Genomic DNA, 25,184 nt, shown 5'->3' with positions numbered 1-25,184 from the left:
GCAGTGAAAGCGTCAGTCGAGCGTGATTTTCGCGGTCTTGATGACTTTGCCCCAGTAGTCCAGTTCCTTGCGTACCAGTGCGTTGAGCGCCTCGGGCGGCAGATAGCGCAGCTCGATGCCTTGCCCGGCAGCCTGCTGCTTCGCCTCCGGCTGTTCAAGTGCGCGTTTCACTTCTTCGCTCAGCTTCGTCACCACCGCCGGCGGGGTCGCGGCGGGCGCGAACAGGCCGACCCAGCTTTCCAGTTCAAAGCCGGGCAGGCCGGCTTCTGCAGTGGTCGGCACGTTGGGCAGCATCGGATGACGGTTCTTGCCGGCGATGGCGAGCGCCTTCAGCTTGCCCGCCTGCACGTGCTGCATCACCGACGGCGGGGTGGTGATGAACAGCTGAACCTGCCCGGCCAGCACGTCCTGGATCGCCTGCCCCGATCCCTTGTAGGGGACGTGCGTGATCTCGGTGTTGGTCAGCTGCTTGAACAACTCGGTGCCGAGATGGGAGAGCGAACCGTTGCCCTGCGACGCGTAATTGATTTTCCCCGGGTTCTTCTTCGCGTACTCGATCAGTTCCTTCAGGTTGTTCACCGGCAGCGACGGATGGACCGCGACGACGTTGGTCGCCACCGTCAGCAGCGCCACCGGTGTGAAATCCTTCGGCTGCCACGGCAGGTTCTTCATCAGGTTCGGATTGCCGGTATGGTAGGCCGAGTAGGATGTCAGCAGCGTGTAGCCATCCGGTTTCGAGCGCGCCACCATCTGGTAGGCGATATTTCCGCTGCCGCCGGGCCGGTTGTCGACCACCACTGTCTGCTTCAGCAGGCGCGACAGCGGCTCGCCCACCAGTCGGGCGGAAGTGTCGACCAGGCCACCGGGGGGATTGGGAACGACCAGTGTGACCGTGCTGGCGGGAAAGGCCTGGCCGAATGCGGCGGAAGAGCACAGCAACAGGGCTGCGCCGGCGAGTTTGCGAATCATCCTTGGTCTCATTTTGATTTCTCGTTGTAGTTGTTGATATTGCTTGTCGACCTTGGCAGCGGGTAAACGGTGCCCGTGCGCCCCGGGCCGGGAGTCCATGATGCGGCAAACCGGCGCGATGCGCCAGCGGTTGGAAAGCGCCTGAAAAGATTGGTGCGTGATCCGCGCGGCTTGCCGACCAATCCGATTCCGACAAAGCCGTCGTCGAAAAATTCCGGGGCTGGCATGCGATGCCAGCATTCCTGTCTCCTCCGCTTTGCCAGGCCGGAGCCTTCATTTCTTGCACATATGTGCGAGGTATCGTTGCACGCTCGTGCGAGCAAGGGTAGACTTCACGTCAAACAAGACGACGCCAGGGCCATTTTCGTCCCAGGGCGCGGACCCATGGAGACGACATGAAACTGCTGAACCTGCTCGCTGCAACATTGATGGCAGCCGCCATCGCCCCCGCATTCGCACAGACAGCCAGTCCGGCCCGTTACCCTGACAAGCCGGTCAAGCTGGTCGTCCCGTTTCCTCCGGGTGGCGCTGCCGACAACATCGGACGCGCAGTCGCTTCCGGCTTGCAGTCTGCATGGGGGCAGACGGTCATCGTGGAAAACAGGCCGGGTGCCGGCGGCATGGTCGGTGCAGAGGCAGTGGCCCGCGCGGCCGGCGATCCCTATACGCTGTTCCTCGGTTCGATCGGCGTGATGACGGTCAACCAGCACATCCACAAGGATATTCGTTACGACGCGGTGAAGGACTTCACGCCGATCTCGATGTTGCTCAAGATGCCGAGCGTGCTGATCGTGAACCAGACGGTGCCGGCAAACAATGTGCAGGAATTCCTGAACTATGCCCGCGCCAATCCGGGCAAGCTTTCCTACGGCTCTGCCGGCAACGGCACCACCGAGCACACCAACGGCGTGATGCTGGCCAGCGTGGCCAACCTGAACATGATGCATGTGCCGTACAAGGGTATTGCGCCGGCCCTGACCGACCTGCTTGGCGGACAGATCAATTTCATCGTTGAACAATCGGTCGCGGCGCTGCCGCTGATCAAGGGCGGCAAGGTGAAAGCGCTGGCCGTGACCACGGCACAGCGTTCACCGGTCTTGCCGGACGTCCCCACGCTGGCCGAGAGCGGCCTGAAAGACTTCAACGCCTTCGCCTGGTATGCGCTGTACGCGCCGGCCGGCATCGCGCCCGCCATCCAGCAGCAGATCAATGGGGACCTGGCGAAGTCATTCAATACGGCCGCCAACAAGGCCCGCTTTGCCGACATCGGTGGCGAGGTGTCAACCTCCACGCCGGAGGCGCTGGCGGCTTTCCAGGCTACTGAAATCGTGCGCTGGGCAGAGATCGTCAAGCGCGCCGGCATCCGGCGCGACTGAAGGCGATGCTGATAGCATCCTGTCCGGAAAAGAGGAGAAGACAGACCATGCGGAAAAACAAACAATGAGAAGCCAGCAATGAGAGGTCAGCAATGAGAAGCCAGGGCAGCGCATACATCGCAGGAATTTACGAGCATCCGACCCGCAAGGCGGATGACAAGTCGCTGGCCCAACTGCATGCCGAGGTGGCACGCGGCGCCTTGCTGGATGCGGGCCTGACCAAGGATGACGTTGACGGCTATTTTTGCGCCGGCGATGCCCCGGGGCTGGGACCCTTGTCGATGGCCGAATATATCGGCCTGAAGCCGAAGCATGTGGAGTCGACCGATGTCGGCGGTTCGTCCTACATCCTGCACGTCGGCCATGCGGCACGCGCGATTGCCAGCGGCAAATGCAGCGTGGCGCTGATCACGCTGGCAGGCCGCCCGCGTGCCGAGGGCGGCGCCCCCTCCCTCGGCTTGCGCACCGAGTTGTTCCCGGAGGGTGGGTTCGAGGTGCCTTACGGCCCGGCGATCGTGAATGCGTATGGCATGTGCGCGATGCGCCACATGTACGAGTACGGCACCACCAGCGAACAGCTGGCCTGGATCAAGGTGGCGGCATCGCACCATGCGCAACACAATCCGCATGCAATGCTGCGTGACGTGGTGACGGTGGAGGACGTGATCAATTCGCCGATCGTCGCCGATCCCTTGCACCGGCTGGACTGTTGCGTGGTCAGCGACGGCGGCGGGGCGATCATTGTGGTCAGTCCCGAGGTCGCGAAAACATTGAACCGGCCGCGGGTCAAGGTGATCGGCGCCGCCGAGGCCCTGAAATATCACCTGGGTGGCAAGGTCGACCTGACGTATTCAGGTGGCGTCGAGTCGGGCAAGCGCGCATTTGCAGAAGCGGGCGTGACGCCGGCCGACATCAAATATGCCTCCGTGTATGACAGCTTCACCATCACTGTGCTGATGCAGCTGGAAGACCTGGGTTTTTGCGAGAAAGGCAAGGGCGGCCAGTTCGTCGCTGACGGGAACCTGATCTCGGGTGTCGGCAAACTGCCTTTCAATACCGACGGCGGCGGGCTGTGCAACAACCACCCCGGCAACCGTGGCGGCATGACCAAGGTGCTGGAGGCAGTGCGCCAGCTGCGTGGTGAAGCGCATCCGGCGGTGCAGGTGAAGAACTGCGACCTCGCGCTCGCGCATGGTACCGGCGGTTCGCTGGGCACGCGGCATGGCTCGGCAACCGTGATCCTGGAAAGGGAGTAGCAACATGAGCAGAAAAATTCCAGCGCCGGTAAAGAATCCGGAGACCATGCCGTTCTGGGAGGCGGCCGCCAAGGGCGAGCTGCTGCTGAAAACCTGCCGCGCCTGCGGCGAGCCGCATTTTTATCCGAGGAGCATCTGTCCCTTCTGCGGCAGCGACGATACCGAATGGCTGGCATCGCGCGGCAAGGGAACGATTTACTCCTGGAGCGCAATGCGTCGCGTGCCTGTGCCGTATGCGATCGCGTTCGTGACGCTGGAGGAAGGGCCGACCATCATGAGCAATATCGTCGAATGCGATTTCGATGCGCTGCGCATCGGGCAGCAAGTCGAAGTGGTGTTCCAGCCAGCGGAGGATGGCACTGCGGTGCCGATGTTCCGGCCTGCCGGCTGAAAAACGGCGGAGGGCCGGGCTTTGCCTGGCCCGTCCGCCACGTCACGTCACGTCACGTCACGTCACGTCACGTCACGTCACGTCACGCCTCTCAGCCGCGCTCAGGCGTGCGCTCGTCGTTTCATCCATCGCATCAGTGCCCCGATGAGGGGCAGCTTTTCATACAACTCCTCCGCCGCATCCCAGTAGTCGCGATGAAACCCGACCCGGCCATCTTCATGGAAGCGGACATGGCTGCATCCGCGTATGCATTGTTCATCGCTGCGCCAGCGCCGCAGGTGGAACCGGAAGTCCCAGGTAATGAAGGCCTGGTCGTCCTGTTGCACGGTGCCGGTGATGATGAACCGCGGCCGGTCGACGTCGGCATACATCCTGGCAAATATCCGCTCGATGTCGTCGATGTGATGCACTTCGTTGAACGGGTCCTTGAAAAATGCATCGCTCGCGTAGAGTTCGCGCAAACGGGGCACGTCGGCGGCGGTCATGGACTGGAAAAATTGCACCAGCTCTTGCAGGTGCCCGGCATGACAAGATTGGCTCATCTGGTTCACAGTCCTGTAATGCGTCGCAACGCGGGGAAATAGAGCCGGTAGGGCAGCAAACGCAGCAGCTTCAGCATGCGCGAAAAGCGTTTTGGAAAATGGATGTCGAACTCGCCGCCTTCGATGCCGCGCACGATCTCGCGGGCAGCTTGTTCCGCCGTGATCAGGGCCGGCATCGTGAAATCATTGGCCGCCGTGAGGCGCGTGGCGACGAAGCCGGGGGAGATCAGGTACACGCCGATGCCGGCCGGGTGCAAGTCGTAATACAGCGCTTCGCACAGGTTGATCAGCGCCGCCTTGCCCGGTCCGTAAGCCAGGGCTTTCGGCAGGCCGCTGTAACCGGCCACGCTGGCAACCAGCGCCACCGCGCCTTGTCCCTGCGCCCGCAGCATCGGCACGGTTGCCCCCAGCACGTTGTACGCACCCTTGACGTTGGTGTCGAGGATGGCCCCTGCAGCCACCGGGTCGATGTCCTGCGCACGCATGGGCTGGTAGACGCCGGCCGCGAACAGCACCAGGTCAATGCCGCCCCACAGGCGTCGCAAGGTCTGTGCTGCTTCGATAACTGCAGCTGCATCGGTCACGTCGAGCGGCAGGATCGTCACGCCGTGCGGTTGATCTGTCGCCGTCTCGCTTGCCAGGTCATTTGCCAGCTCATTTGCAATATCATGCAGCGCAGCGCCCGAGCGCGCGGATAGGGCCAGCCGGGCACCGTGCTGCCGCAGCAGCCGGGCCGTGGCAGCGCCTATCCCGCTGGAGGCGCCGATGATCCAGACCCGCCTTCCCGCCCACGAAGTCACCGGCGGATTCATCGGACGCATCCGGAATGGCACCATGCTCAGTCTCCCCGCTTGCGGAACGAGAGCGTGACCTCGCCCAGCCGTACGCCGAACTTGCTCATCACGGCGCGATTGATCATCACGCGGCTGTCCATCAGGAACATCCAGTCGTCGAACTGCACGTTCCAGACGCGGCCGTCGACCGGCAAGGCGAGCGTATAGCGCCATTGCAGCGCATTGCCCGCCAACCGTCCCTGCGCGGTGCCGACGACGTCGTCCGCGGTGCCGCTGAACTGGCCGGGGCCGGTCTTCTGCAGCGTCCATACCCGGCGTTGCCGGGTGCCGTCGGAGTAGATGAATTGTTCATCCAGGATTCCGGTCTCTATGCCGTCAACGGATTCCCAACGACAGCGAATCTCTACCGTGAAGCGCTTGACGACCTTGCCGGAGCGGTCGGTGAAGATGCCCCAGGCGTCGACTGTCCCGTTGAAATACTCCTTCACGTCCAGGATCGGGGTTTCCCGCGCATAGCTTTCCGGCTCGACGCTGGCGCAGCCGGCAAGAAGCGCAAGGCCCGGCACCAGCCACGCTCCCATGCTTGCCAGCCGGGATGCAAGCATGCGGATCGAAGCGGCGCCGGGCAGGCGCGAATGATGGGGGATTGGATCGGCAATTGCGGACATGTCAGGTCGTCTCCAGATGCGTGCGCCAGCGCCACAGCAGCGCGGCCGCACAGAGTTTCATCACGCAAGGGGCAAGTCCGTACATCAGCGTCAGTGCCGCAACATGGCCAGCGCCGGGCTGGTAGCCTGCCAGTTGCAGCAGGGGCAAGGAAGCGCCAGCGGCCAGGGCAAGGTTCAGCTTCACCACCAGGTTCCAGGCACCGAAATACGGGCCTTCTTGCCGGCCTTCCTTCCGACCTTCCTTCCGGCCCTCGCCACCTGAACGCCGGATCACCCCGGCAAGCAGCGCCGCAGGCAGGGCCAGGTCGGCGCCAACCGCCACGCCGGAAACCGCACACACCAGCGCGAAACCTGCATAGGCGGTCCCGGGCGCAGCGCCGGGCAATAGCATCACCCAGGCAAAACTGCATACCGCCAGCATCATCCCCGCGAGCCAGGCGCGCACCAGTCCGAACCGGGCAACCGCCTTCACCCAGGCTGGCATGGCACAGGCAGCCGCCAGGAAATAGATCGCCAGGAACACCGGAGCCTGCGATTCCAGCTTCAGGGAATCGCGCACAAAGAACAGCAGCAAGCTTGCAGGCAGCGCGCTGGCGATGCCGTTGAGCGCGAAGATGACCAGCAAGCGCCGAAAGCGGGTGTCGGTCCAGCAGGACAGCATGCTGGCGGCGGGCCGGGTTCCGATTGCAGCGCTGAAGCCGGCGCTTGCCTGCGTTTGCTGATTCGGCACGTACGCAAGCAGTACAGCGGCAAGCACCAGGAGCAACACCAGGCTGCCTGACACCAGCGGCATGCCTCCCGCAGAGGGCAGGGCGGTTGCCAGCAATACACCGCCGATGCTGAATATTTCACGCACGGCCGACACACGGGCGCGATGGGCTGCCGACCCGCCTGCTGCGGCGCCCCACGACTGCCAGGCGATGGTGGCGGTGCTGAACCCGAGGTTGGTGATCACCAGCATCAGGCAGGCCCAGGCGGGGAGCATGGCAAGTGCCCAGGACGGCGGGTGGAACAAGCCGATGAAGCCGGCTGCGAGCAGCGGCAGCGCAACGCATACCGGAACCCGGTAGCTGTCGGCTCGGGCGCGCACGCGTTCTATCCATAAGCCAATCAGGGGGTCGACCAAGGCATCCCCTAGCCTGGTGACGAGTAGCAGCAGGCCGATCAGGGCCAGCGGAATGCCGTACATGCGGGCATACCAGTCCGGCAGCATCAGGTACAGCGGCATGGCGGCAAACGCCAGCGGCAGGCCGAGAAACCCATACGCGAGCAGGCTGCTGCTGCGTACGGCAATGCCGTTCGCCATGATGGTCACCTGGCGCGGGCCCGGCCCGGCTTCATCCGCCGCTGCCTTCATGGCGCAGCGTGTACTGGACAACATCCGTATTTCCATTCCGGAAAGCTGCCTCGCAGTAGCAGAGATAAAAATCCCAGGTGCGGATGAAGCGTTGATCGAAGCCCAGCTTGTCCATCTGTGGCAGCACCTTGTGGAAGCGCTCGCGCCACACCCGCAGGGTGCGCGCATAGTCGAGGCCGAAGTTGCAGGTGTCGATGATTTCCAGGCCGGCCCGTTGCGCATGCAGCCGGAACTGCTGGTCGCTCGGCAGCATGCCGCCCGGGAAGATGGTTTGCTGGATGAAGTCGCTGCTGACGCGGTAACGTTCGAACAGCTTGTCGTCGATCACGATGGTCTGTATGCATGCGTGCCCGCCGCGCTTGAGCTTGCGCGCTATTGCCGCGAAATAGGCAGGCCACCACTGTTCGCCGACCGCTTCGAACATCTCGATCGAGGCAATGGCGTCGTACTGTCCGTCGCAATCGCGATAGTCCTGCAGGCGCAGTTCAACCAGCGACGGGTCGCAGCGTTCGCGCGCCCAGGCCAGCTGCTCGGACGACAGCGTGAGCCCGGTTACCCGCAATCCGCGGTCTTGCGCGACGCTGGCGAATCCACCCCATCCGCAACCGATCTCGAGCACGGTAGCGCCCTGTTGCAGCTGCAACTGTTCGAGCAGGCGTTCATATTTTGCCTGCTGCGCCGCCGCCAGCGTTTCGTCGTCGCGGCTTTCGTCATTGAAGCCGGCATGGGTGAACATGGCCGACGAGTAAGTCATGCTCGGGTCCAGCCAGAGGCGGTAGAACGCGTTGCCGATGTCGTAGTGGGCGTGGATGTTGCGACGGCTGCCGGCTCGGCTGTTGCGGTTCAGCAGATGGCGCACGCGGTGCGCCAACCGGCCGAACCAGCTGCCGTAGACGAACTGTTCCAGCGCCTGCCGGTTTGCCAGCAGCAGATGCATCAGGGCGGGAAGGTCGCTGGTGTTCCAGCCATGGTCGATGTAGGCCTGGGCAAAGCCGATGTCTCCGGAGCGCAGGGCGGCGTGAACGCCGTTCCAGTTGCGCAGCGTGATGTCGGCAGCATCCGGTCCGTGGCCAAATACAGCGCGCTGGCCATCCGGGAAGGTCACGGCCAGCGCTCCTGCCCGCAAGCGTTCGAGCACGCGCACCGCGATCTTGCCTGCCATCGGGAAATGGGAGACATCGAGCGCAGGATTACGGGAACTGGAGGCCTCGGCCGCCGCGCGGTCGCGTCGTGCAAGCAGGGCTCTGAATGGGCTGGCTTCAATCATCGGGATACCTGGTTGGCAGGGGGAGCGGGTTTGCGCAGTACGGGTACCCGCTTCAGGAACAGTCGCAGCGCCTGGCTGTGGATGCGCACGAAAACAGCCAGGGTCATGAACGGCAGGCGCAGGAATGCGGCCAGCGCCCGCATCGCCGTCAGTGGCAGGGCGGTGCCGCCTATGCTGGTCAGCAACAGCGGGCCGTCCTCATCTTCATAGTCGATGCGCGCCACATGACGCAGCAGGGTGGCGCCGTTCGGGCCGGGCCGGGTGCTTTGCATGAAGCGGAACCGGTAGCGGCCCGATACCGGGCAGAATGGAGAGACATGCAGGCGCTTGGGCGCGCTCAGTTCGGCGCCCCACTGCAGGCTGTTGCCGTCGTTGCCGGCCAGCAGATAGCAATGGCGCTCCCCGAAGGTATTGTTCACTTCGCACAGGATTGCGCGCAGCTGACCGTCGCGAGATTCGCAGAACCAGAAGCTGACCGGATTGAAGACAAAGCCGAGGACGCGCGGGAAAGTCTGCAGCCATATTTCGCCGTCTGCGCCGTCAATGCCCTCGGCCGCCAGCAGGCGCTCTATCCATTCGAGCGGCGGCTGCTTGCGTTCACCCTGGTCACCGTGGTCGCAGTCGTGGAAGGAGAGCAGGTTGAAGCGGTTATGCGACAGCAGCGCATTGCTCCAGGTCTTTTCCTGCATGGAACGCAGCGGCAGCCGCAACTGGTAGAGCGGATAGTTGAAGGCATGGCGGATCGGGCGCAGGCGGGTATGCCGCACCAGGGCAAGGCACAACTGCACTGACGCTGTTCCCGGTTTCATTTCAGGCGACCCGCACGGTGTCGTAATCCCCGGGCGCCGTCAAGGCAGCGACACGGTTCGCAACGTCGAGGCCGGAGCGCAATCCGTCCTCGTGGAAGCCGTAGCCGGTCCAGGCGCCGCAAAACCAGGTATGGCGGCGCCCCTGCAACTGCGGCAATTCGCGCTGCGCCGAAATGGCCGCCGCATCGAATACCGGGTGCGCATAGTCGATTTCGCGCAGCACCAGGTTCGGGTCTGGCGGCGTCACGGGATTCAGGCTGACGATGACAGCACGGTCACCCCAGGCCGGGGGCAGCGCTTGCAAGCGGTTCAGCAGGTAATGCACGCACACCTGCGCTCCCGGTCCGTCGGCCGCTGGCGACGCCGGCATGCGCCTGGTGTAATTCCAGGCCGACCAGACTTTGCGGCGTGCTGGCAACAGGGATGTGTCCGTGTGCAGCACAGCTCGATTGGGCTGGTACTGCACTGCTCCCAGCACCGCTCGCATGTCGGGCGTGGCGTCCGCCATTAACGCCAGTGCCTGGTCGCTGTGGCAGGCGAACACCACCTCGTCAAACGTTTCGACCCCGGCATTACTGTGAACCTGCAGGCTTCCCGGGGCCTTGTTCGCGTCCTGCGCCTGGTGTTCTGTCGTTTTCCTGCGAACGGCGATCACCGGGTCAAGCCGCGCATCGCGCAGCTGCGCCACCATCCGTCGCACATATTCCCGTGACCCGCCCTGGACCGTGCTCCACTGCGGGCGCTCGCTTACTTGCAACAGTCCGTGATTGTGGCAAAACCGGATCATCGTACTGGCGGGGAACTGGAGCATCTGCGCTGTCGGGCAGGACCAGATGCAGCCGGCCATGGGCAGGAAATACCAGTCGCGAAATTCGGCCGAGAACCCGTGCAGGATCAGGAAATCACCCAGCGAAACATGCAACTGATCCAGCTCCCCCGATGCGGCGAAGCCGGTCGCGAGCCGGTTGAAACGCATGATATCGGCCAGCATCCGCAGGAAGCGCGGATTGAGCAAATTGCGGCGTTGCGCGAAGACCGTATCCAGGCTGCTGCCCGACCATTCAAGATCGAGTTCCGGGATTGACACGGCAAACGACATGTCGGATGCCGCCGTCGCTACCTGGAGTTCCTCGAAAAGTTGAACCAGTTGCGGATAGGTGCGGCGGTTGAAGACCAGGAAGCCGGTGTCAACGCCGTGCGAGACGACCCCGGCCGGCGTGTCGAAGCCCACCTCGACGGTGTTGCTGTGTCCGCCGAAGTAGCGGTTCGATTCGAACAGCGTGACGCGGTGATGGTGTTGGCCGCGCTCGGCGAACAGGCGCTCGAGCTTCCATGCGCACGCAAGTCCGCTGATGCCAGCGCCGATGACAGCAATGTTCATTAGCCTTGCCTAGTTCGCTTAGTTTGTCTTGGTCAAATATTTGAATTTCACCGGAAATTCTACATCATAATCAGAATTGTCCAATAATTGTCCAAGACAAGATGATTTTCATCCTGCGATGGCTTGGCCGCAAGCAAATCGACGGCGGCGTCAGTAGAATAGGGCGGCTTGATTCAGCCTCATTTCCGTAACCTTCCCAAAAAGGAACATAAATGGCCCGTAAGAAAATCGCCGTACTGGTAGGAAGCCCGCGCAAGGAATCGTTTTCCCGCAAGGTGGCAAAGACCATCGTGTCGCTCGCGCCCGATTCGCTGAGCATGGAAATCATCGAGATCGACCAGCTCCCTTTCTATAACCAGGATCTGGAAGATGCTGGCAATTCGCCGGCGCAATGGCTGAGTTTCCGGGACCAGGTCCGTGACTGCGACGGGCTGCTGTTCGTGACGCCGGAGTACAACCGCGGCTTGCCGGCGCTACTGAAAAATGCGCTCGACGTCGGATCGCGGCCATACGGCAAAGCGGTCTGGAGCGGCAAGCCGGGCGCCGTGGTCAGCATTTCACAGGGCCCGCTGGGTGGCTTTGGCGCCAACCACAGCCTGCGGCAGTCGTTGGTATTCCTGAATGTGCCCTGCATGCAGCAGCCTGAGGTTTATCTTGGCAACGTCGCCGGCATGTTCGACGCCGAGGGCAACATGACGGCAGAAAGCACGCGCGAATTCCTGTCCAAGTTCGGGGTCGCATTCTCGGCCTGGGTTGAGCAGCATACGGCGTAGTAGTCGGGCCGCAATAACCGGACTACAGCAATGGGCCACGGCAACCGGCCCATGCCGGTCCGGCCGTCCCCAGGGCAAGAGAAAGCAGAAGCGATGAATGCACCACTGACGCAAACCGATCCCGACATCAGCCGGGCCGAAGCCGTGAAGCTGTTCCAGCCGACCCGAATCGGCGACATTGAAATCGCCAACCGCGTGGTGATGGCGCCGTTGACGCGCAGCCGTGCGGATGAAGCCGCCGGCGATATTCCGGGCAGCGAGATGAACGTCGAGTATTACCGCCAGCGTAGCAACGCCGGCCTCATCATCAGCGAAGGCACCCAGGTGTCGCCGCTTGGCAAGGGCTACATGGCGACGCCGGGCATCTATTCGGATGCGCAGGTGGACGGCTGGAAGCGTATCACCCACGCGGTCCATCAGGCGGGCTCAAAAATCCTGGCGCAACTCTGGCATGTCGGGCGCGTCACGCATCCGGAACTGACCGGTGGCGTGCAGCCAGTCGGGCCGTCCGCCATCCAGCCCGAGATGGACGCCTATACACATTCAGGCAAGGTGCAGGTGCCGCAACCGCGAGCGCTGGCAATGGATGAAATTGCCGGCATCGTCGACGAATTCCGGCGCGCTGCTGCCAATGCAATCCGGGCCGGCTTCGACGGTGTCGAGATCCACGGCGCGAATGGCTACCTGATCGACCAGTTCCTGCGCGATGGCGCCAACCAGCGCGCCGACCGTTACGGCGGCTCGGTCGAGAACCGTTGCCGGTTTGCTCTCGAGGTGGTTGATGCAGTCGTGGCGGAAATTGGCGCTGGACGGGTAGGCATCCGCCTTTCCCCGGTGGCGCCGGTGAATGGACTGACGGACAGCAATCCCCAGCCCGTGTTCGGGCGCCTGGTTGAAGAACTGGACAAGCGCGGCATCGCCTTCATTCATTTCGTCGAGGGCGTCACCGGCGGCCCGCGTGAGCTGTCAGGCTTCGACTTCGCCGCGGCGCGCAAGGCATTCCGCGGCGCGTACATCGCCAACAACGGTTATGGGCGCCAGATGGCAATCGACGCGGTCGAGACCGGCCGTGCTGATGCGGTCGCATTCGGAAGGCTGTTCCTGGCCAATCCCGACCTGGTGCAACGCCTGAAAAAGGATGCGCCGCTGAACCAGGCCGATGCGAAAACCTATTACAAGCCGGGCCCGGTGGGTTATATCGATTATCCTTCGCTGGAAGGCTGACGCCATCTGAACGGTCAGCACGCAGGGCGGCGTACCCGCCGGCAGCCATCTCGTTTATGCTGGCGTGCATGACCTGTCTTACCGAACCATCCAATAGCTTTCTTTCATGACTTCAACGCCACCGCAGGCACACAGCCCGGCAACGGATCCGCCATTCGACATCATCCCGCCGTGCAACTTGCCGACGCCGTGGGCGACATTTGCCCTGCACGCTTTTGTCGAGCATGCAACTGGCAAGGAACATCTGGCGCTGGTGCTCGGCAACGTCGCCGACGGTGAGCCGGTGCTGTCGCGCATCCATTCGGAGTGCCTGACCGGCGATGCGCTGTTCAGCCAGCGTTGCGACTGCGGCGCGCAGCTGGAAACCGCATTGCAACGGATCGCGGCCGAAGGGCGTGGCGTTGTGCTGTACCTGCGCCAGGAGGGTCGCGGCATCGGACTCGTCAACAAACTGCGTGCCTACCGGCTGCAGGATGCGGGCGCCGACACCGTGCAGGCCAACCACGCGCTCGGATTCGACTCCGACTTGCGCGACTACTCCATCGTCCGGCCCATGCTGGACGCTCTCGGCATCAAGTCGCTGCGGCTGATGACGAACAACCCGCGCAAGCTGGCGGCAATGCAGGCCGCCGGCGTTAATGTGGCCGAGCGGCTGCCGCTCGCGGTGAACCGCAACCCGGCCAATGAACGCTATCTCGATACCAAATCGAGCAAGCTCGGGCACCTGTTCTGAGCTTCCCGGATCGATAGCCCTCGTCGCCCCGGTCTGGCGTACTTGCCCCGGCCCGACCGCTGGCCGCAGGGCAATGCCGGTGATTGTGGGTCAACCATCCTTGCCATCTGCCCGCGCGCTGCAAAGCCAGGGGCCGTACACCACCGCATACAGCAGGAAAGCGGCACTCCAGCAAAGCGCCGAGGCTCCCACCAGAAAGGCATACGAATCCGTCACCTGCAGCGATGCCAGCACCCGCAGCACGGCGCCCGCGTGCAAGGCCAGGTACATCGTGATTTCTGCTGCGCCCGCTTTCAGCGGGCGTCCGGTATGCCCGAGCGCGGTGCGCGTCAGCATGCCGATGACCAGGCCGGCAGTCGCGCCGACGCCGAGCGCATGGAATGCCGCGCTGGTACTGACCAAGCCGAGGGATGACAGGCCGAGCAGGAACAGGCCGATGACCAGCCAGCCGTAGGAAAGATGCAATATCCACAGCAGCGGATGGCGCACGGAGCGCTGCGGCATGAAGCCCAGCAGGCGGGTCAGGACGGCGAAGGCGGCCGCGATGCTGAAGCTGGCGGTTACCGGCGCGGGCAGGCCTACGCTCCACGCAAGGGCAGTCGCGGCAACCAGGGCGATGCAGATGCGGTCGCGCTGCGCGTTGACCACGGGCTGCGCGCCGCGCGCCATGTTCGCCGTGAAGCCGGGAATGACGCGGCCGCCGATGATGGTTTCGATCATGACAATCACCAGGATTGCTGACTGGACCGGATGGATCGGATTGACCGCCAGCCATCCCAGCACCGAGGCATGGAAGATGGCATTGAGCGTCGACAGCAGCCCCAGCAATCCGACCAGGAACAAATTGCGCTTGTTGCCGGAACGGCTCAGCACCTGATACAGCGGCCATGCGGCAAGGGGAATGAAGGCGAGGTCGATGACCGCAGCGGCGCCGGCCGGTGCGGCAAGCATCGCCAGCCGGCCGGCCAGCCAGAGGCCGGCGAGCGCCGCGAGGTGGCGTCCGCGCGGTGTCCACAGTCCGGTCCAGTTGCGGCCGGCCGTAAACAGGAATCCAATGATGACCGCAATCGCGAAGCCGAATACCATCTCGTGCACATGCCAGGCGAGCCCGGTCCTGATGTTCGTCAGGCCGAGGAAGCTGGCGGCCCACAAGGGCACGGCCACCCCGGCAAAAGTTGCGGCCAGCAGATAGAAGGGACGGAAGCCGAGCCGGAACAGAGGCGGTATCGGACTCGCGGCCGGTGGCTCTCCCTGGCGCCGGACGGCTTCCCTGAAGACGGGCGGGCTCGCGGATTGCTGGATGGCAGGCGTTGTCATGGCGGGTCATTTAAAGATGTAAGTTAAATGCATGTTATATTCGACGCGGCCGGAAAGCAATCCCCGGATCGCGCTGGCGACTCAACCATTGAAACAATGCAGGGCTCATGCGACTGACCGACTACACCGATTACACCTTGCGCACCCTGATCTACCTGGGCCTGCATCGCGACCATCTGGTGACGATCAGGGAGATATCGGATGCTTATGGCATATCCAACAATCACCTGACCAAGGTGGTGCACCAGTTAGGCCTGTCCGGGATGGTGCAGACAACGCGCGGACGAGGGGGTGGGCTGTGCCTCGCGCGCGAGCCCGGCGAAATCAATATCGGCGCCGTGGTGCGGCTGACCGAGCCTGACTTCAATATGGTCGAGTGCTTCGACCAGGCGCGCAACGACTGCGTGCTGGCACCAGCCTGCCAGCTCAAGGACCTGCTGCGGCGCGCCACACAGGCCTGGCTGGCGGTGCTGGATGAGGTGACGCTGGAGCAGATACTTTCCAACGCTTCCAGCTTGCGCAAGTCTGTGCCGCTGTCGGTTGTGACACTCATTCCTGCTGTCCGGAAAAAGGCCTGAACCAATGATTGGCTACCTGGCGCTGAAGCATGTCCACGTTGGTGCCGTAGCACTGTCCGGATGCCTGTTCCTGTTACGCGCCGCCTGGATGCTGGCCGATTCGCCCCGGCTGCAGCAACGCTGGGTCAAGGTCGTTCCGCACCTGATCGACACCATCCTGCTGGCAAGCGCGATCGGGCTTGCCGCCTGGAGCCGGCAATATCCCTTCGTACACGGCTGGCTGGGTGCCAAGGTGATCGCACTGGTGATTTATATCCTGCTTGGCACGGTGGCGCTGAAACGGGGCCGCACCCGCGGCATTCGCGTGGCGGCCCTGGGCGGGGCAGTCCTGACATTCACCTATATCGTCGGGGTTGCCCTCACGCGCGATCCCGGGTGGAACCTGGCCTGAGTTGATGCGCAGGCGTGGCTGGACTTGCTGCGGGGCCTGCGATATTCCGATGTCTCGCCCGCAAGGAGGTGCATAATCGTCACCTTGCAATCGTGATACATCGCATGGACTCGATCAGACGCTTTGCACATCACCGCCCGCGCCTGGCCATCAGCATCGTCGTCGGAATGGGTGCCGGGCTCCTGCTGACCACATTGCAGAATCCGATTGAGCGCCTGCTCGCCGGGTGGAATGTGGGCGTATGGGCTTACCTGGTGTCGCTGGCCTGGCTGGTGGTTCGTGCCAATCCCGATGAAGTGCGCGTCATCGCCGCGCAGGAAGACAACAGTGCTCGCATGGTGCTGGTCATCTTGTCGCTCGCCGCTGTGCTGAGCGTGGCCGCGATCGCCTTCGAACTGACCGGGACGCGCCACCTGTCGCTGGCCGACCGCCTGGGCCACTATGCCTTTACGGCGGTGACGCTGGTCGGTTCCTGGCTGATGCTTGGCATGGTATTTACCATCCACTATGCCCACCTGTTCTATCGAGCCGACCACCGGCATCGCCCCCTGATGTTCCCGGGCGGGCGGGAGCAGCCCGACTATTGGGATTTTCTCTATTTCTCGTTCACGATCGCCGTGGCGGCGCAAACCTCCGACGTTATCGTCCTGTCCCATACATTGCGGCGGCTGGTGCTGGCGCAATCGGTGTTGAGCTTCCTGTTCAACGCAGCCATCCTCGGCCTTTCCGTGAACATAGCCGCCGGTTTGCTGGGTCAGTAAGAATGGTGGGGATGGGCTGCCGACGTCAGATTGTGACATCGCGTTGACGGTGACATTTATTGAAACGGCGCGCAACTGCCACCTGCTACACTTGCTGAATGGAAATGTTGTCCCTGAGTGCACCGCCGGTCCAGCCAGTTCACTGGACAGTGCGCATGAACCGCCGTAACCGCTCATTGTGCGGCCTGCTGCTGGCCGTCACCATCGGGGCGCACATTTCCACGCTGGACTACGGGCCGTTCACCTGGATATTGCTGGCGCTGCAATTCATCGCCTATCCGCAACTGATCTACTGGCGGGCCCTGCGCGCGCGCGACCAGCGCCGGGCCGAGATGAACAACCTGCTGCTCGATGGCCTCTTTTTCGGGATCTGGTCTGCGGCACTCGGATTTCCAGTCTGGATCACCTTCATTTCGCTGGTGACGGTCACGGTCAACATGACGGTATTTCGCGGTCGCAGCGGATTCTTCCAGGGATTGTCGTCCATGCTGGCCGGGTCGCTGCTGGCGGTCGCAATCGGCGGCTGGCATTTTTCTCCCGCCACCGGCTGGCCGGCGACGTTGCTGGCGATACTGGCGGTATTCCTTTACATACTGGTGGTCGCGGAAAATGGCTATGCCCGCGCGGTCAAGCTGCATGAGACTCGCAAACAGCTGCGAGTGAGCGAGCAGGCATTGAAGCGCCAGCTCGACGAGATCGGCGTGCTGCAGGCCCAGTTGCGCGAACAGGCCAACCGCGATCCCTTGACCGGGCTGTACAACCGGCGCTACTTCGATGCCACCCTGGAACGGGAGCTGGTGCGCTGCACCCGCGAACAACAGCCGCTTTCTGTCGTGATGATCGATATCGACCATTTCAAGCATCTCAATGACAACTATGGCCATCCTGCTGGCGACGCGGTCCTGAAAATGCTGGCGTCGATACTCGAGGGCCAGGCGCGCGCGTCCGATGTGGCATGCCGCTACGGCGGCGAAGAGTTCATGCTGCTGCTGCCGGGCGTGCCGGCCGCGATCGCTCAGCAGCGCGCCGAACAATGGCGGGAAGCGTTCGCCGCCAGCGTTGTCAGCTACGACACCGCGCAGATCCGCTCCACGCTCTCGGCCGGGATCGCCACTTTTCCGACGCATGGGGCGGTGGCGGAAGAGCTCATCCGCTGCGCCGACATGGCCCTCTACCGGGCCAAGACAAATGGCCGCAACTGCGTGGTGGTGGCCGCCGAAGCTGTCGCGCTGGCCTGAAACAGGCCAGCCGCAGCGTGTTCAGTGCAGCCGCGCGTGGATGCGGCGGGTCAGCCGCCATACGCCAAACAGCACCACCGGGATCAGCGCGCCGGCAGCCACCTCCGGCTGCACCGGCACGCCCAGCGCCTTCAGCGACTTCGCCCCATACAGCAACAGGCTGACAACATAGTAGGAAATGGCCGCGATCGACAGTCCTTCGACGGTCGCCTGCAGCTTCAGCTGCAATTCCTGCCCGCGCGTGAGTTTGGCAAGCAACTGGTGGTTCTGCTTTTCAGTCGCGATGTCGACCCGGGTGCGCAACAGGCCGCTGGTGCGTTCAATCCGCTGTGACAGCGAGCCCAGGCGCTGCGAGGCGGCGACGACGGTCGCGATTGCCGGCGACAGCCGGCGCTGCATGAATTCCCCGATGGTCTGGGTTCCCGGCACCGGCAGCTCGCGCATCTCGACGATGCGCTGGCGCACCAGCGCGTCATAGGCCTGGGTGGCCGAGAAACGGTAAGCATGCTGGGCGGTGGCGCGCTCGACGCCGGCGGCGACGTGGATCAGCGTGTCCAGCAAATCATCTTCCGACGAGGTCCGCGATTCAAGCCGGGCCGTGATGTCGGCAAGGGCCGCTTCCGACTGTGCCAGCACTGGCGCCAGTTCTTTCGCCGACGGCAGTCCGCGCAGCGACATCAGGCGATAGGTTTCAAGATCGAGCAGGCGCTGGGCAATGCGACCCGCGCGGGCACGGCTGGTGCCGGGCCTGGCGATCACCAGCATCCGCTCAAAGCCGTCGGCTTGCAGATGGAAGTCGGTCAGCGCCAGCGAATGGCCATTGCCCAATAGCGAGGCGACTACAGTGCGCCCGCCAAACCATTGTTGCGCCGAGGCCAGCGCCACCTGCGGTTCGCTCAGGTCGCCGGTCACCATTGCCAGCTGGATGGCGGCGATGGTGCGGCCGGGGATGGCGGCCAGCCATGCAGGCTCCACCCTCAGCGAAGAATGCAAGGCGCTGCCGGCGCCATCGGCCAGCATATTTTCGGGCAAGGCCTGTATCAGTACATAACGGGTGAACTCGCCATGGCGCTCCCAGCGCAGGGTCGCGCCGTCGAGTCTCAGTCGCATGAAGTTCAGCTGCAGATCGGCCGCTGCCAGCCCGCCCTGGCCGGGTAGCCGGTTCAGGTGATCGCATTCAGCAGAGCGGTCGACGCCTTCATTCAGCACCGTGACCAACACCACCAGGGCGGGCAGGTCGATGCGGGCCGGGGGGCGCGCGTGGATTTCGCCATGGAGCACGCCGCGCAGGCCGTCGTCCGGAGGAAGCAGCGTACTGCCGCGAGCCGGACCTGCCTGCAAAGGATCCGCGCTAGCGGAGAGGGGGGGATTTGATGGATTCACCGGCAGGACGGTATCACTGCAATTCCGATGCCGCAAGATACGCGCAGCCATTGTTGTCCTGGTGCACGGACGCACAGGAGTGGGCGTTTTAATCACCATTCTGGTGCGTCCTGGCGTTGAGCGGAAATCGTGGCCGGGGATGAACCCATTTTTGCCCGTCTTTTGTTACGCTTCGTGATGCAGGAGGGCACAATTCTTGCGGAGCTTTGCTGCTGCAATCAACCTATCCCCTTTCAACTTTACCGGTCTGCAATGCTCAATACTCCCCGCGCCTACGGCGCAATCGCTACCGCGCCGCATCATCTTGCAGCCCAGTCCGCAACGGCAGTCATGCGCGAGGGTGGCAATGCCATCGAGGCAATGGTCGCCGCTGCCGCCAGTATCGCTGTCGTCTATCCGCACATGAACGGCATCGGCGGCGACAGCTTCTGGGTAATCGTGCCGCCGGGCGGCGAGCCGATTGCAATCGACGCCTGCGGCCCCGCCGCACTCGCCGCCAGCATCGAGGCCTACCGCGAGCGCGGGTGTGCGGCGATCCCGATGCGCGGTCCGCTCGCTGCCAACACGGTCGCCGGAACGGTGGGTGGGTGGCGTTGTGCGCTCGATCTCGCCGCCGAAATGGGCGGGAAGATGCCGGTCTCGCGCCTGCTGCGCGATGCAATTGCCTATGCCCGCGACGGCGTGCCGGTAACCCGCAGCCAGGAAGCCGCCACCCGCAGCAAGCTTCCGGAACTGCGTGAGCAGCCCGGATTTGCGCAGCAATTCCTGATCGATGGTGAACTCCCGGTCGCCGGCCAGCGCTTTCGTCAGCCGCGCATGGCAGCGACGCTGGAGCGCCTGGTGGCCGAAGGCCTGGACAGCTATTACCGCGGATCGCTGGCGGATGACATCGCGCGCGACTTGGCCGAGGTCGGGTCGCTGGTATCCGGCGAGGACTTGCAGCGCTACGCGGCAGCGCGCACGGTGCCGCTCCACCTGCACCACTCGGCGGGCGACCTGTACAACATGACGCCGCCGACCCAGGGCGTGGTATCGCTGGCGATCCTCGGCCTGCTCGACCGTGCCGGCCTGGCTGCTGTGGAGGCGGACAGCGCCGACCATGTGCACCTGGTGGTGGAGGCGACCAAGCTGGCCTTCGGGTTGCGCGACCGGCACGTGACCGATCCCGCGTACATGCAGGTGACTGGCCAGTCCTTGCTCGATGCGCAGCAACTCGACGCGCTGGCGCGCCGTATCGACCCTGCGCGCGCCGCACCCTGGGGCCAGGGACGCGGGCCCGGCGACACCATCTGGATGGGCACGATCGACCAGGACGGCATGGCGGTCTCATTCATCCAGAGCATCTATCATGAGTTCGGCAGTGGCGTGGTGCTGCCGCGCACCGGCATCAACTGGCAGAACCGCGGCGCATCGTTCAGCCTGGATCCGCAGGCGCTGGTGGCCCTGAAGCCTGGCAAGAAACCATTCCATACGCTGAACCCCGCAGCGGCGCGGTTGAAGGATGGCAGGGTGATGGTGTACGGCACGATGGGCGGAGACGGCCAGCCGCAGACGCAGGCAGCGGTGTTCACCCGTCACGTAGTGTTCGGCCAAGCCCTGCAAGCTGCGGTAAGCGCGCCGCGCTGGTTACTGGGACGCACCTGGGGCCAGAGCACCGATTCGCTGAAGCTTGAGCAGCGTTTTCCAGCCACGGTGGTGGACGAACTGCGCCAGCGTGGGCATGAAGTGGAGATCCTGCAGGCCTACGATGAAACGGTCGGGCATGCCGGTGCGCTGGTCCGGCATGCGGATGGCTTGCTGGAGGGGGCGTCAGATCCAAGGTCGGACGGGATGGTGTCGGCGTTCTGATTTGCGGCTCTCGGGCTTGCGGTTCGTTTGGCTGGGTTTGAAGGTTGTCGGTGTGAAGCCGGGAGACACCCCGGCGGGTGTGTTCCTTTCTTTTAAAAAAAGAAAGGAACCAAAGAAAAAACGTCAAAACCCACTTGGCCAACGCTGGGTTCGAACGCCAACCAGACGCGGACGCCTGGGCTAATCCAGTGCGACGTTCGCGAGAGATGGTCCCTCGGCTGTACGCCGCTTACCTAATCAGCCAACCCGGCGAAGTGTCTTATACCGATGCCCGGCGCACCGTTGACTCTTAATGTTTTTCGAAGCTTCAAACAGACGACGGAGGGGGGCTGTTCAAGAAAGGCAGAGAACTGAAGAAAATGCCCTGAATTGCTCGCGCCCCCTGGCAACCAAACCTCAAGAGCCAATTAGCGGCTTCGAAAATAATTGGGAGTCAACGAGCGGTGGTGTGCGGTCGGCGGCATTGAAGCGGTTTGGCTGATCCCGGTCAGAGGCGAACGTGTGGCAGTACACTCCTCGCGAACGCAGCACTGGTTCGGCCAGGCGTCCGCGTCTGGTTGGCTATCGAAGCGGGCGTTGGCCAAGTGGGTTTTGACTTTGGTTTCTTTGGTGACTTTCTTTTCCAAAAGAAAGTTACACACCCCGCCGGGGTGTCTCCCGGCTTCACAACGACAAACAACAAACCCAGCCACACCATCCGCAAGTCACAAAGCGACAAAGCCACCAAACGCCTCACCAAGCGACTCCCCTTTGAAAGGGAGCCCGAACAGCAGAGACCTGCAGCCTTGCCGCTCAATCAGCCAAGTCGAACTAAGCCCGAGCCCGCAATCCCCTGCCCGCAGGTCCTTCGATCCACGCATAAGCCGAATGGTTATGTATCGACTCGAAGTTCTCGGACGAAACCTCATAGCGCTGGATACGCGGGTCCTGGTCCAGCTCGACTGCGATATCCCGCACCAGATCCTCGACGAACTTCGGATTTTCGTAGGCCCGCTCGGTCACGTATTTCTCATCCGGCCGCTTCAACAGGCCCCACAGCTCACATGATGCACTGCGCTCGGCCAGCGCGATCAGCTCCTCCACGGTCAGCTCGGCGCCGGGTACCACGGTGGCCGCGATCACGATATGCGAGCGCTGGTTGTGCGCGCCATAGGCCGAGATCTTTTTGGAACAGGGGCACAGGCTGGTGACCGGCACCTGTACCTGTAGCGTGATCGCCGGCCCGTCCGCGCGCTGCTCGGCGCGCAAGGTGAGTTCGTAATCCATCAGGCTTTCCACGCCCGAGACTGGCGCCGCCTTGCTCAGGAAATACGGCATGCGCATCTCGATCAGCCCGGTGCTGGCATCCAGCTGCAACAGCATTTTTGCCAGCATATCGGCCAGGCCCCCAGCGCAAAGCGGTTCCCGATGCGCCTGCAGCACTTCCAGAAAGCGCGACATATGGGTGCCCTTTACCTCCGGCGGCAGCCCGACCATCATGTCGATGGTAGCAACGGTGGACTGCTGTCCCTGCACGCCCTGCACTACCACCGGGTGCCGGACTGATTTGATGCCTACTCGCTGGATGGCGATATTGCGTGCATCGGCATCCGCTTGCACGTCGGGCAGGAAGATTTTTTCGGGTGCGTTCACGAATTTTTCCCAGGTGAGTTTGCGCAGCGGCCAAAGCCGCAGACAGGGTAGCGGGTGTCCAAGCAGGAATCCAGGTTGTCCTAGGCAAGGAAGGGGTGTTGCGCTATCCTATGAGGCAAAATTTCATTTGTCAACGATTTGTCCAAGACAAAATAATCCATCTGATGCAGGCCTCCGGCATACAGCAATGAAAAAATCGTCGGATGATCGTCAACGCGGAGCGAGTATTGCGCTGGTAGAACGCGATACCGGTCTGTCCAAGGACACGCTGCGTGTGTGGGAGCGGCGCTACGGCTTTCCGGCCCCGGACCGCGATGCCAATGGCGAACGCGTCTATCCCCATGACCAGGTAGTAAAGCTGCGGCTGTTGCGCCGGCTGATGGACGGCGGCTGCCGTCCCGGCAAGATCGTTCCGATGGGGATGGACGAGCTGAACGCGCTGGCGGGTGAAGTGGCGGCGCGACGGCAGGTGGCCGGCGTGCCGGATTCCGTGCCCGATCCGGAGATTGCGGAATTCATCGACCTGCTGCGTCGCCACCAGACCGGCGCGCTGGCACAGTCGATGTCAACCGCGGTACTCAAGCGTGGTCTCGAACAGTTCGTCATCGATGTCGCGGCGCCGCTGTGCGCAGCAGTCGGCGAAGCATGGGCGCGCGGCGAAATCCGTGTGTTCGAAGAACATATTTTCACCGAGCAGCTGACGCACGTGATGCGCACCGCGCTGGGGTCGGTGCGGCGCAGCGTCCCCGATCCTGAATCCACGCAGGATCGGCCACGCGTCGTGCTCACCACGTTCCCGCAGGAGCAGCATGCGCTGGGGCTGTTGATGGCGGAAGTGCTGCTTGCGCTGCACGGATGCACTTGCGTTTCCTTGGGCGTGCAAACGCCGCTTCCCGATATCGTGATGGCAGCCGATGCCCAGCGTGCCGACATTGTCGCCTTGTCGTTTTCGATGTGCATGAGTCCTTCGCAGGCGGTCGACGGCCTGCTCAGCCTGCGCGGCCAGCTTGCGGCCGAAGCGGAGATCTGGGTCGGTGGCCATTGCCAGGCACTGGGCAAGCGCGGATTGTCGGGCGCCGACGGCATTCACGCGATACCCGAGCTGACCGGCATTGCCGCGGCAGTCGCGGCATGGCGCGAGCGCCATCCGGGCAAGGCGCCTGGCCTGTCAGGCAGGTAAGAAACGCAGCGGGCGGGGTCGCGATTTTGGCTGAGTTTGGGCTAAGTTCGGGCTAAGTTCGGGCTGGGTTGGGGCTCAGGAGCGCAATCGCACGCAGGCGGGATGAGAGCCGGAGGCCCCTGGATCGGCCCGCGCAGTGTTTCCCGCCAGCGTTGTTACAGCGCGGGCAGGCTCCTGACGCCTAGCACCTGGCCTTCGCGCCAGCGTTCGGTCCAGCTCTGTTCGCCATTGCAGATTGCCTGGACCTGATGGCCCAGCTGCTCGACCGCCTGCGGCAACATGCCCTTGCCTTCAACCAGCATCGAGACATCGACATCGACTGCATCCGGCCAGTCGCGCAGCGTCTGCGGATTGCCGCAAACCTTCACGGTCGGCGCGACCGGATTGCCGGATGGATTGAAGACGCCGATCGCGAACAGGGTCAGTTGCGCGCCGGCGCACACCATCCCGGTGATCGAGACCGGACTGAAGAAGGGCGTGTCCATGAAATACAGTCCGGGACCCTGCGGTGTTTCCGCAAAATCCAGGCAGCCGGCAATCGGCGAGGTTCCGCATTTGGCGACGGCGCCCATGCTCTTCTCGATCAAGGTGGTGAGCCCGCCGGCGATGTTCTCGGGAGTCGGGTTGACGCCCCGGTAGTCTTCGCCGTCGGCTTGCATCATCTGCTCGCAGCGAGCAATCGCCTGCAGCACCTGCTGTCCGACGGCGGGACTGGACGCGCGGGCCAGCACGACCGGCTCCGCGCCAATGAATTCGGCGGTTTCGCTGACGATGGCGCGCCCGCCAGCGGCAATGACGCGGTCGACCAGGCCGCCGATGGCAGGATTGGCGCACACCGCGCTGGTCGGATCCGAACCGCCGCATTCCAGCGCCAGCGTCAGGTCGCCCAGGCTGCCGGTTGCGTCCGGCCTGCTGGCCATCTCGCGCCCGACAGCGGCAATCGCATCCTCGCCGCGCCGCACCGAATCGGCCATGCCACGGCCTTCCATGAACGCCACCACCCGCACCGGCCGTCCCAGCGCCGCGGCGTATTGCAGGAAGCGCTCGCGTGCCGGCGTGTCATGCACGAAGATCACGGCGCCGCCGGTGTTCGGATGGCTGAGCAGGCCGCGGATCACCCGTTCCTGCATCTGCGCGTCACGCCCGCGCAAACCGCGCTGGAAGTCGGTCGCAACCAGCAACACGTCGGGCGTACTCGCCGCGGAGAGTTCGGCCAGGCGATTGGTCAGGGCCAGCGTCGACAGCACCAGCAGATGGTTACGTATGCCAATGCGGCCGTCGGTGCGGCGGTACCCGGCGAAGGAAAATGGAGACAT

24 protein-coding genes are annotated in these 25,184 nt (G+C 63.5%); 12 read left to right on the top strand and 12 right to left on the bottom strand.

Going from position 1 to position 25,184, the window contains the following annotated elements; all coding sequences use genetic code 11:
* Nucleotides 1-12: 12 nt before the first annotated feature.
* On the bottom strand, nucleotides 13-981 hold the full coding sequence (locus tag FVE66_RS18170) for a Bug family tripartite tricarboxylate transporter substrate binding protein (RefSeq protein ID WP_151448889.1): 969 nt from the start codon (nucleotides 979-981) through the stop codon (nucleotides 13-15).
* Between the two features lie 383 nt (nucleotides 982-1,364).
* On the opposite strand from FVE66_RS18170, the gene FVE66_RS18165 reads away from it, so the two are divergent.
* The 3 genes from FVE66_RS18165 (at nucleotide 1,365) to FVE66_RS18155 (ending at nucleotide 3,992) form a co-directional block, all read left to right on the top strand.
* A complete protein-coding gene (locus tag FVE66_RS18165) occupies nucleotides 1,365-2,345 on the top strand; it encodes a Bug family tripartite tricarboxylate transporter substrate binding protein (RefSeq protein ID WP_151448888.1) in 981 nt (326 codons plus the stop codon).
* A 92-nt stretch (nucleotides 2,346-2,437) separates the two neighbouring features.
* Nucleotides 2,438-3,601, top strand: coding sequence for a thiolase domain-containing protein (locus tag FVE66_RS18160; protein ID WP_151448887.1), 1,164 nt, complete (start codon nucleotides 2,438-2,440; stop codon nucleotides 3,599-3,601).
* A gap of 4 nt (nucleotides 3,602-3,605) precedes the next feature.
* Nucleotides 3,606-3,992, top strand: a complete 387-nt coding sequence (locus tag FVE66_RS18155; protein ID WP_151448886.1) for a Zn-ribbon domain-containing OB-fold protein — start codon at nucleotides 3,606-3,608, stop codon at nucleotides 3,990-3,992.
* A gap of 101 nt (nucleotides 3,993-4,093) precedes the next feature.
* On the opposite strand, the gene FVE66_RS18150 is transcribed toward FVE66_RS18155, so the two are convergent.
* The 7 genes from FVE66_RS18150 to FVE66_RS18120 all read right to left on the bottom strand — a co-directional run bounded on the left by FVE66_RS18150 (nucleotide 4,094) and on the right by FVE66_RS18120 (nucleotide 10,810).
* Nucleotides 4,094-4,534 carry a nuclear transport factor 2 family protein gene (locus FVE66_RS18150; protein WP_151448885.1) on the bottom strand — a complete coding sequence of 147 codons (441 nt, stop codon included), beginning with the start codon at nucleotides 4,532-4,534 and terminating at the stop codon, nucleotides 4,094-4,096.
* Between the two features lie 5 nt (nucleotides 4,535-4,539).
* On the bottom strand, nucleotides 4,540-5,346 hold the full coding sequence (locus FVE66_RS18145; RefSeq protein ID WP_151448884.1) for an SDR family NAD(P)-dependent oxidoreductase: 807 nt from the start codon (nucleotides 5,344-5,346) through the stop codon (nucleotides 4,540-4,542).
* A gap of 26 nt (nucleotides 5,347-5,372) precedes the next feature.
* Nucleotides 5,373-5,933, bottom strand: a complete 561-nt coding sequence (locus FVE66_RS18140; protein ID WP_206668791.1) for a DUF3833 domain-containing protein — start codon at nucleotides 5,931-5,933, stop codon at nucleotides 5,373-5,375.
* A 64-nt stretch (nucleotides 5,934-5,997) separates the two neighbouring features.
* The gene (locus tag FVE66_RS18135) at nucleotides 5,998-7,377 is read right to left on the bottom strand and encodes an MFS transporter (RefSeq protein WP_241673272.1); all 1,380 of its coding nucleotides are present in this window, start codon (nucleotides 7,375-7,377) and stop codon (nucleotides 5,998-6,000) included.
* Nucleotides 7,334-8,620, bottom strand: a complete 1,287-nt coding sequence (locus tag FVE66_RS18130; RefSeq protein WP_151448883.1) for an SAM-dependent methyltransferase — start codon at nucleotides 8,618-8,620, stop codon at nucleotides 7,334-7,336. The genes FVE66_RS18135 and FVE66_RS18130 overlap by 44 nt, the downstream gene beginning before the upstream one ends.
* Nucleotides 8,617-9,429 (bottom strand): DUF1365 domain-containing protein, encoded by an 813-nt coding sequence (locus FVE66_RS18125; RefSeq protein WP_151448882.1) that lies wholly within the window; start codon nucleotides 9,427-9,429, stop codon nucleotides 8,617-8,619. The genes FVE66_RS18130 and FVE66_RS18125 overlap by 4 nt, the downstream gene beginning before the upstream one ends.
* Before the next feature lies 1 nt (nucleotide 9,430).
* The gene (locus tag FVE66_RS18120; protein WP_151448881.1) at nucleotides 9,431-10,810 is read right to left on the bottom strand and encodes an NAD(P)/FAD-dependent oxidoreductase; all 1,380 of its coding nucleotides are present in this window, start codon (nucleotides 10,808-10,810) and stop codon (nucleotides 9,431-9,433) included.
* Between the two features lie 212 nt (nucleotides 10,811-11,022).
* On the opposite strand from FVE66_RS18120, the gene FVE66_RS18115 reads away from it, so the two are divergent.
* The 3 genes from FVE66_RS18115 (at nucleotide 11,023) to ribA (ending at nucleotide 13,540) form a co-directional block, all read left to right on the top strand.
* The gene (locus FVE66_RS18115) at nucleotides 11,023-11,583 is read left to right on the top strand and encodes an NADPH-dependent FMN reductase (RefSeq protein ID WP_151448880.1); all 561 of its coding nucleotides are present in this window, start codon (nucleotides 11,023-11,025) and stop codon (nucleotides 11,581-11,583) included.
* A 93-nt stretch (nucleotides 11,584-11,676) separates the two neighbouring features.
* Nucleotides 11,677-12,807, top strand: a complete 1,131-nt coding sequence (locus tag FVE66_RS18110) for an alkene reductase (protein ID WP_151448879.1) — start codon at nucleotides 11,677-11,679, stop codon at nucleotides 12,805-12,807.
* Between the two features lie 106 nt (nucleotides 12,808-12,913).
* A complete protein-coding gene (ribA, locus tag FVE66_RS18105) occupies nucleotides 12,914-13,540 on the top strand; it encodes a GTP cyclohydrolase II (RefSeq protein ID WP_151448878.1) in 627 nt (208 codons plus the stop codon).
* A gap of 90 nt (nucleotides 13,541-13,630) precedes the next feature.
* Here ribA and FVE66_RS18100 read toward each other — a convergent pair whose 3' ends face one another.
* Complete coding sequence (locus FVE66_RS18100; protein ID WP_151448877.1) at nucleotides 13,631-14,857, bottom strand: NnrS family protein; 1,227 nt, start codon at nucleotides 14,855-14,857, stop codon at nucleotides 13,631-13,633.
* 107 nt (nucleotides 14,858-14,964) lie between these two features.
* Here FVE66_RS18100 and FVE66_RS18095 point away from each other — a divergent pair, with 107 nt between their 5' ends.
* The 4 genes from FVE66_RS18095 to FVE66_RS18080 all read left to right on the top strand — a co-directional run bounded on the left by FVE66_RS18095 (nucleotide 14,965) and on the right by FVE66_RS18080 (nucleotide 17,825).
* Entirely contained in the window at nucleotides 14,965-15,435 is a 471-nt protein-coding gene (locus tag FVE66_RS18095) for an RrF2 family transcriptional regulator (RefSeq protein ID WP_151448876.1), read from the top strand.
* 4 nt (nucleotides 15,436-15,439) lie between these two features.
* Nucleotides 15,440-15,826, top strand: a complete 387-nt coding sequence (locus tag FVE66_RS18090) for a SirB2 family protein (RefSeq protein WP_338325405.1) — start codon at nucleotides 15,440-15,442, stop codon at nucleotides 15,824-15,826.
* 104 nt (nucleotides 15,827-15,930) lie between these two features.
* A complete protein-coding gene (locus tag FVE66_RS18085) occupies nucleotides 15,931-16,587 on the top strand; it encodes a DUF1345 domain-containing protein (RefSeq protein ID WP_151448875.1) in 657 nt (218 codons plus the stop codon).
* A 155-nt stretch (nucleotides 16,588-16,742) separates the two neighbouring features.
* Nucleotides 16,743-17,825, top strand: a complete 1,083-nt coding sequence (locus FVE66_RS18080; protein ID WP_241673271.1) for a sensor domain-containing diguanylate cyclase — start codon at nucleotides 16,743-16,745, stop codon at nucleotides 17,823-17,825.
* 21 nt (nucleotides 17,826-17,846) lie between these two features.
* On the opposite strand, the gene FVE66_RS18075 is transcribed toward FVE66_RS18080, so the two are convergent.
* The gene (locus FVE66_RS18075; RefSeq protein ID WP_151448873.1) at nucleotides 17,847-19,259 is read right to left on the bottom strand and encodes a DUF3422 family protein; all 1,413 of its coding nucleotides are present in this window, start codon (nucleotides 19,257-19,259) and stop codon (nucleotides 17,847-17,849) included.
* A gap of 201 nt (nucleotides 19,260-19,460) precedes the next feature.
* On the opposite strand from FVE66_RS18075, the gene FVE66_RS18070 reads away from it, so the two are divergent.
* Nucleotides 19,461-21,056 carry a gamma-glutamyltransferase family protein gene (locus FVE66_RS18070; RefSeq protein WP_151448872.1) on the top strand — a complete coding sequence of 532 codons (1,596 nt, stop codon included), beginning with the start codon at nucleotides 19,461-19,463 and terminating at the stop codon, nucleotides 21,054-21,056.
* 810 nt (nucleotides 21,057-21,866) lie between these two features.
* Here FVE66_RS18070 and folE2 read toward each other — a convergent pair.
* Nucleotides 21,867-22,688, bottom strand: a complete 822-nt coding sequence (gene folE2 / locus FVE66_RS18065) for a GTP cyclohydrolase FolE2 (RefSeq protein ID WP_151448871.1) — start codon at nucleotides 22,686-22,688, stop codon at nucleotides 21,867-21,869.
* Nucleotides 22,689-22,875: 187 nt separating this feature from the next.
* On the opposite strand from folE2, the gene FVE66_RS18060 reads away from it, so the two are divergent.
* Complete coding sequence (locus tag FVE66_RS18060) at nucleotides 22,876-23,868, top strand: MerR family transcriptional regulator (protein ID WP_151448870.1); 993 nt, start codon at nucleotides 22,876-22,878, stop codon at nucleotides 23,866-23,868.
* A gap of 155 nt (nucleotides 23,869-24,023) precedes the next feature.
* Here the strand turns inward: FVE66_RS18060 and FVE66_RS18055 are convergent, their stop codons facing one another.
* Nucleotides 24,024-25,184, bottom strand: coding sequence for a UxaA family hydrolase (locus FVE66_RS18055; protein ID WP_151448869.1), 1,161 nt, complete (start codon nucleotides 25,182-25,184; stop codon nucleotides 24,024-24,026).

This window comes from Lacisediminimonas profundi (assembly GCF_008831265.1).
In the GTDB taxonomy this organism is placed as follows: Bacteria; Pseudomonadota; Gammaproteobacteria; order Burkholderiales; family Burkholderiaceae_D; genus Lacisediminimonas; species Lacisediminimonas profundi.
Note: the sequence above shows the minus strand (reverse complement) of the source record. Positions and strands in the feature narration are given on the sequence as shown.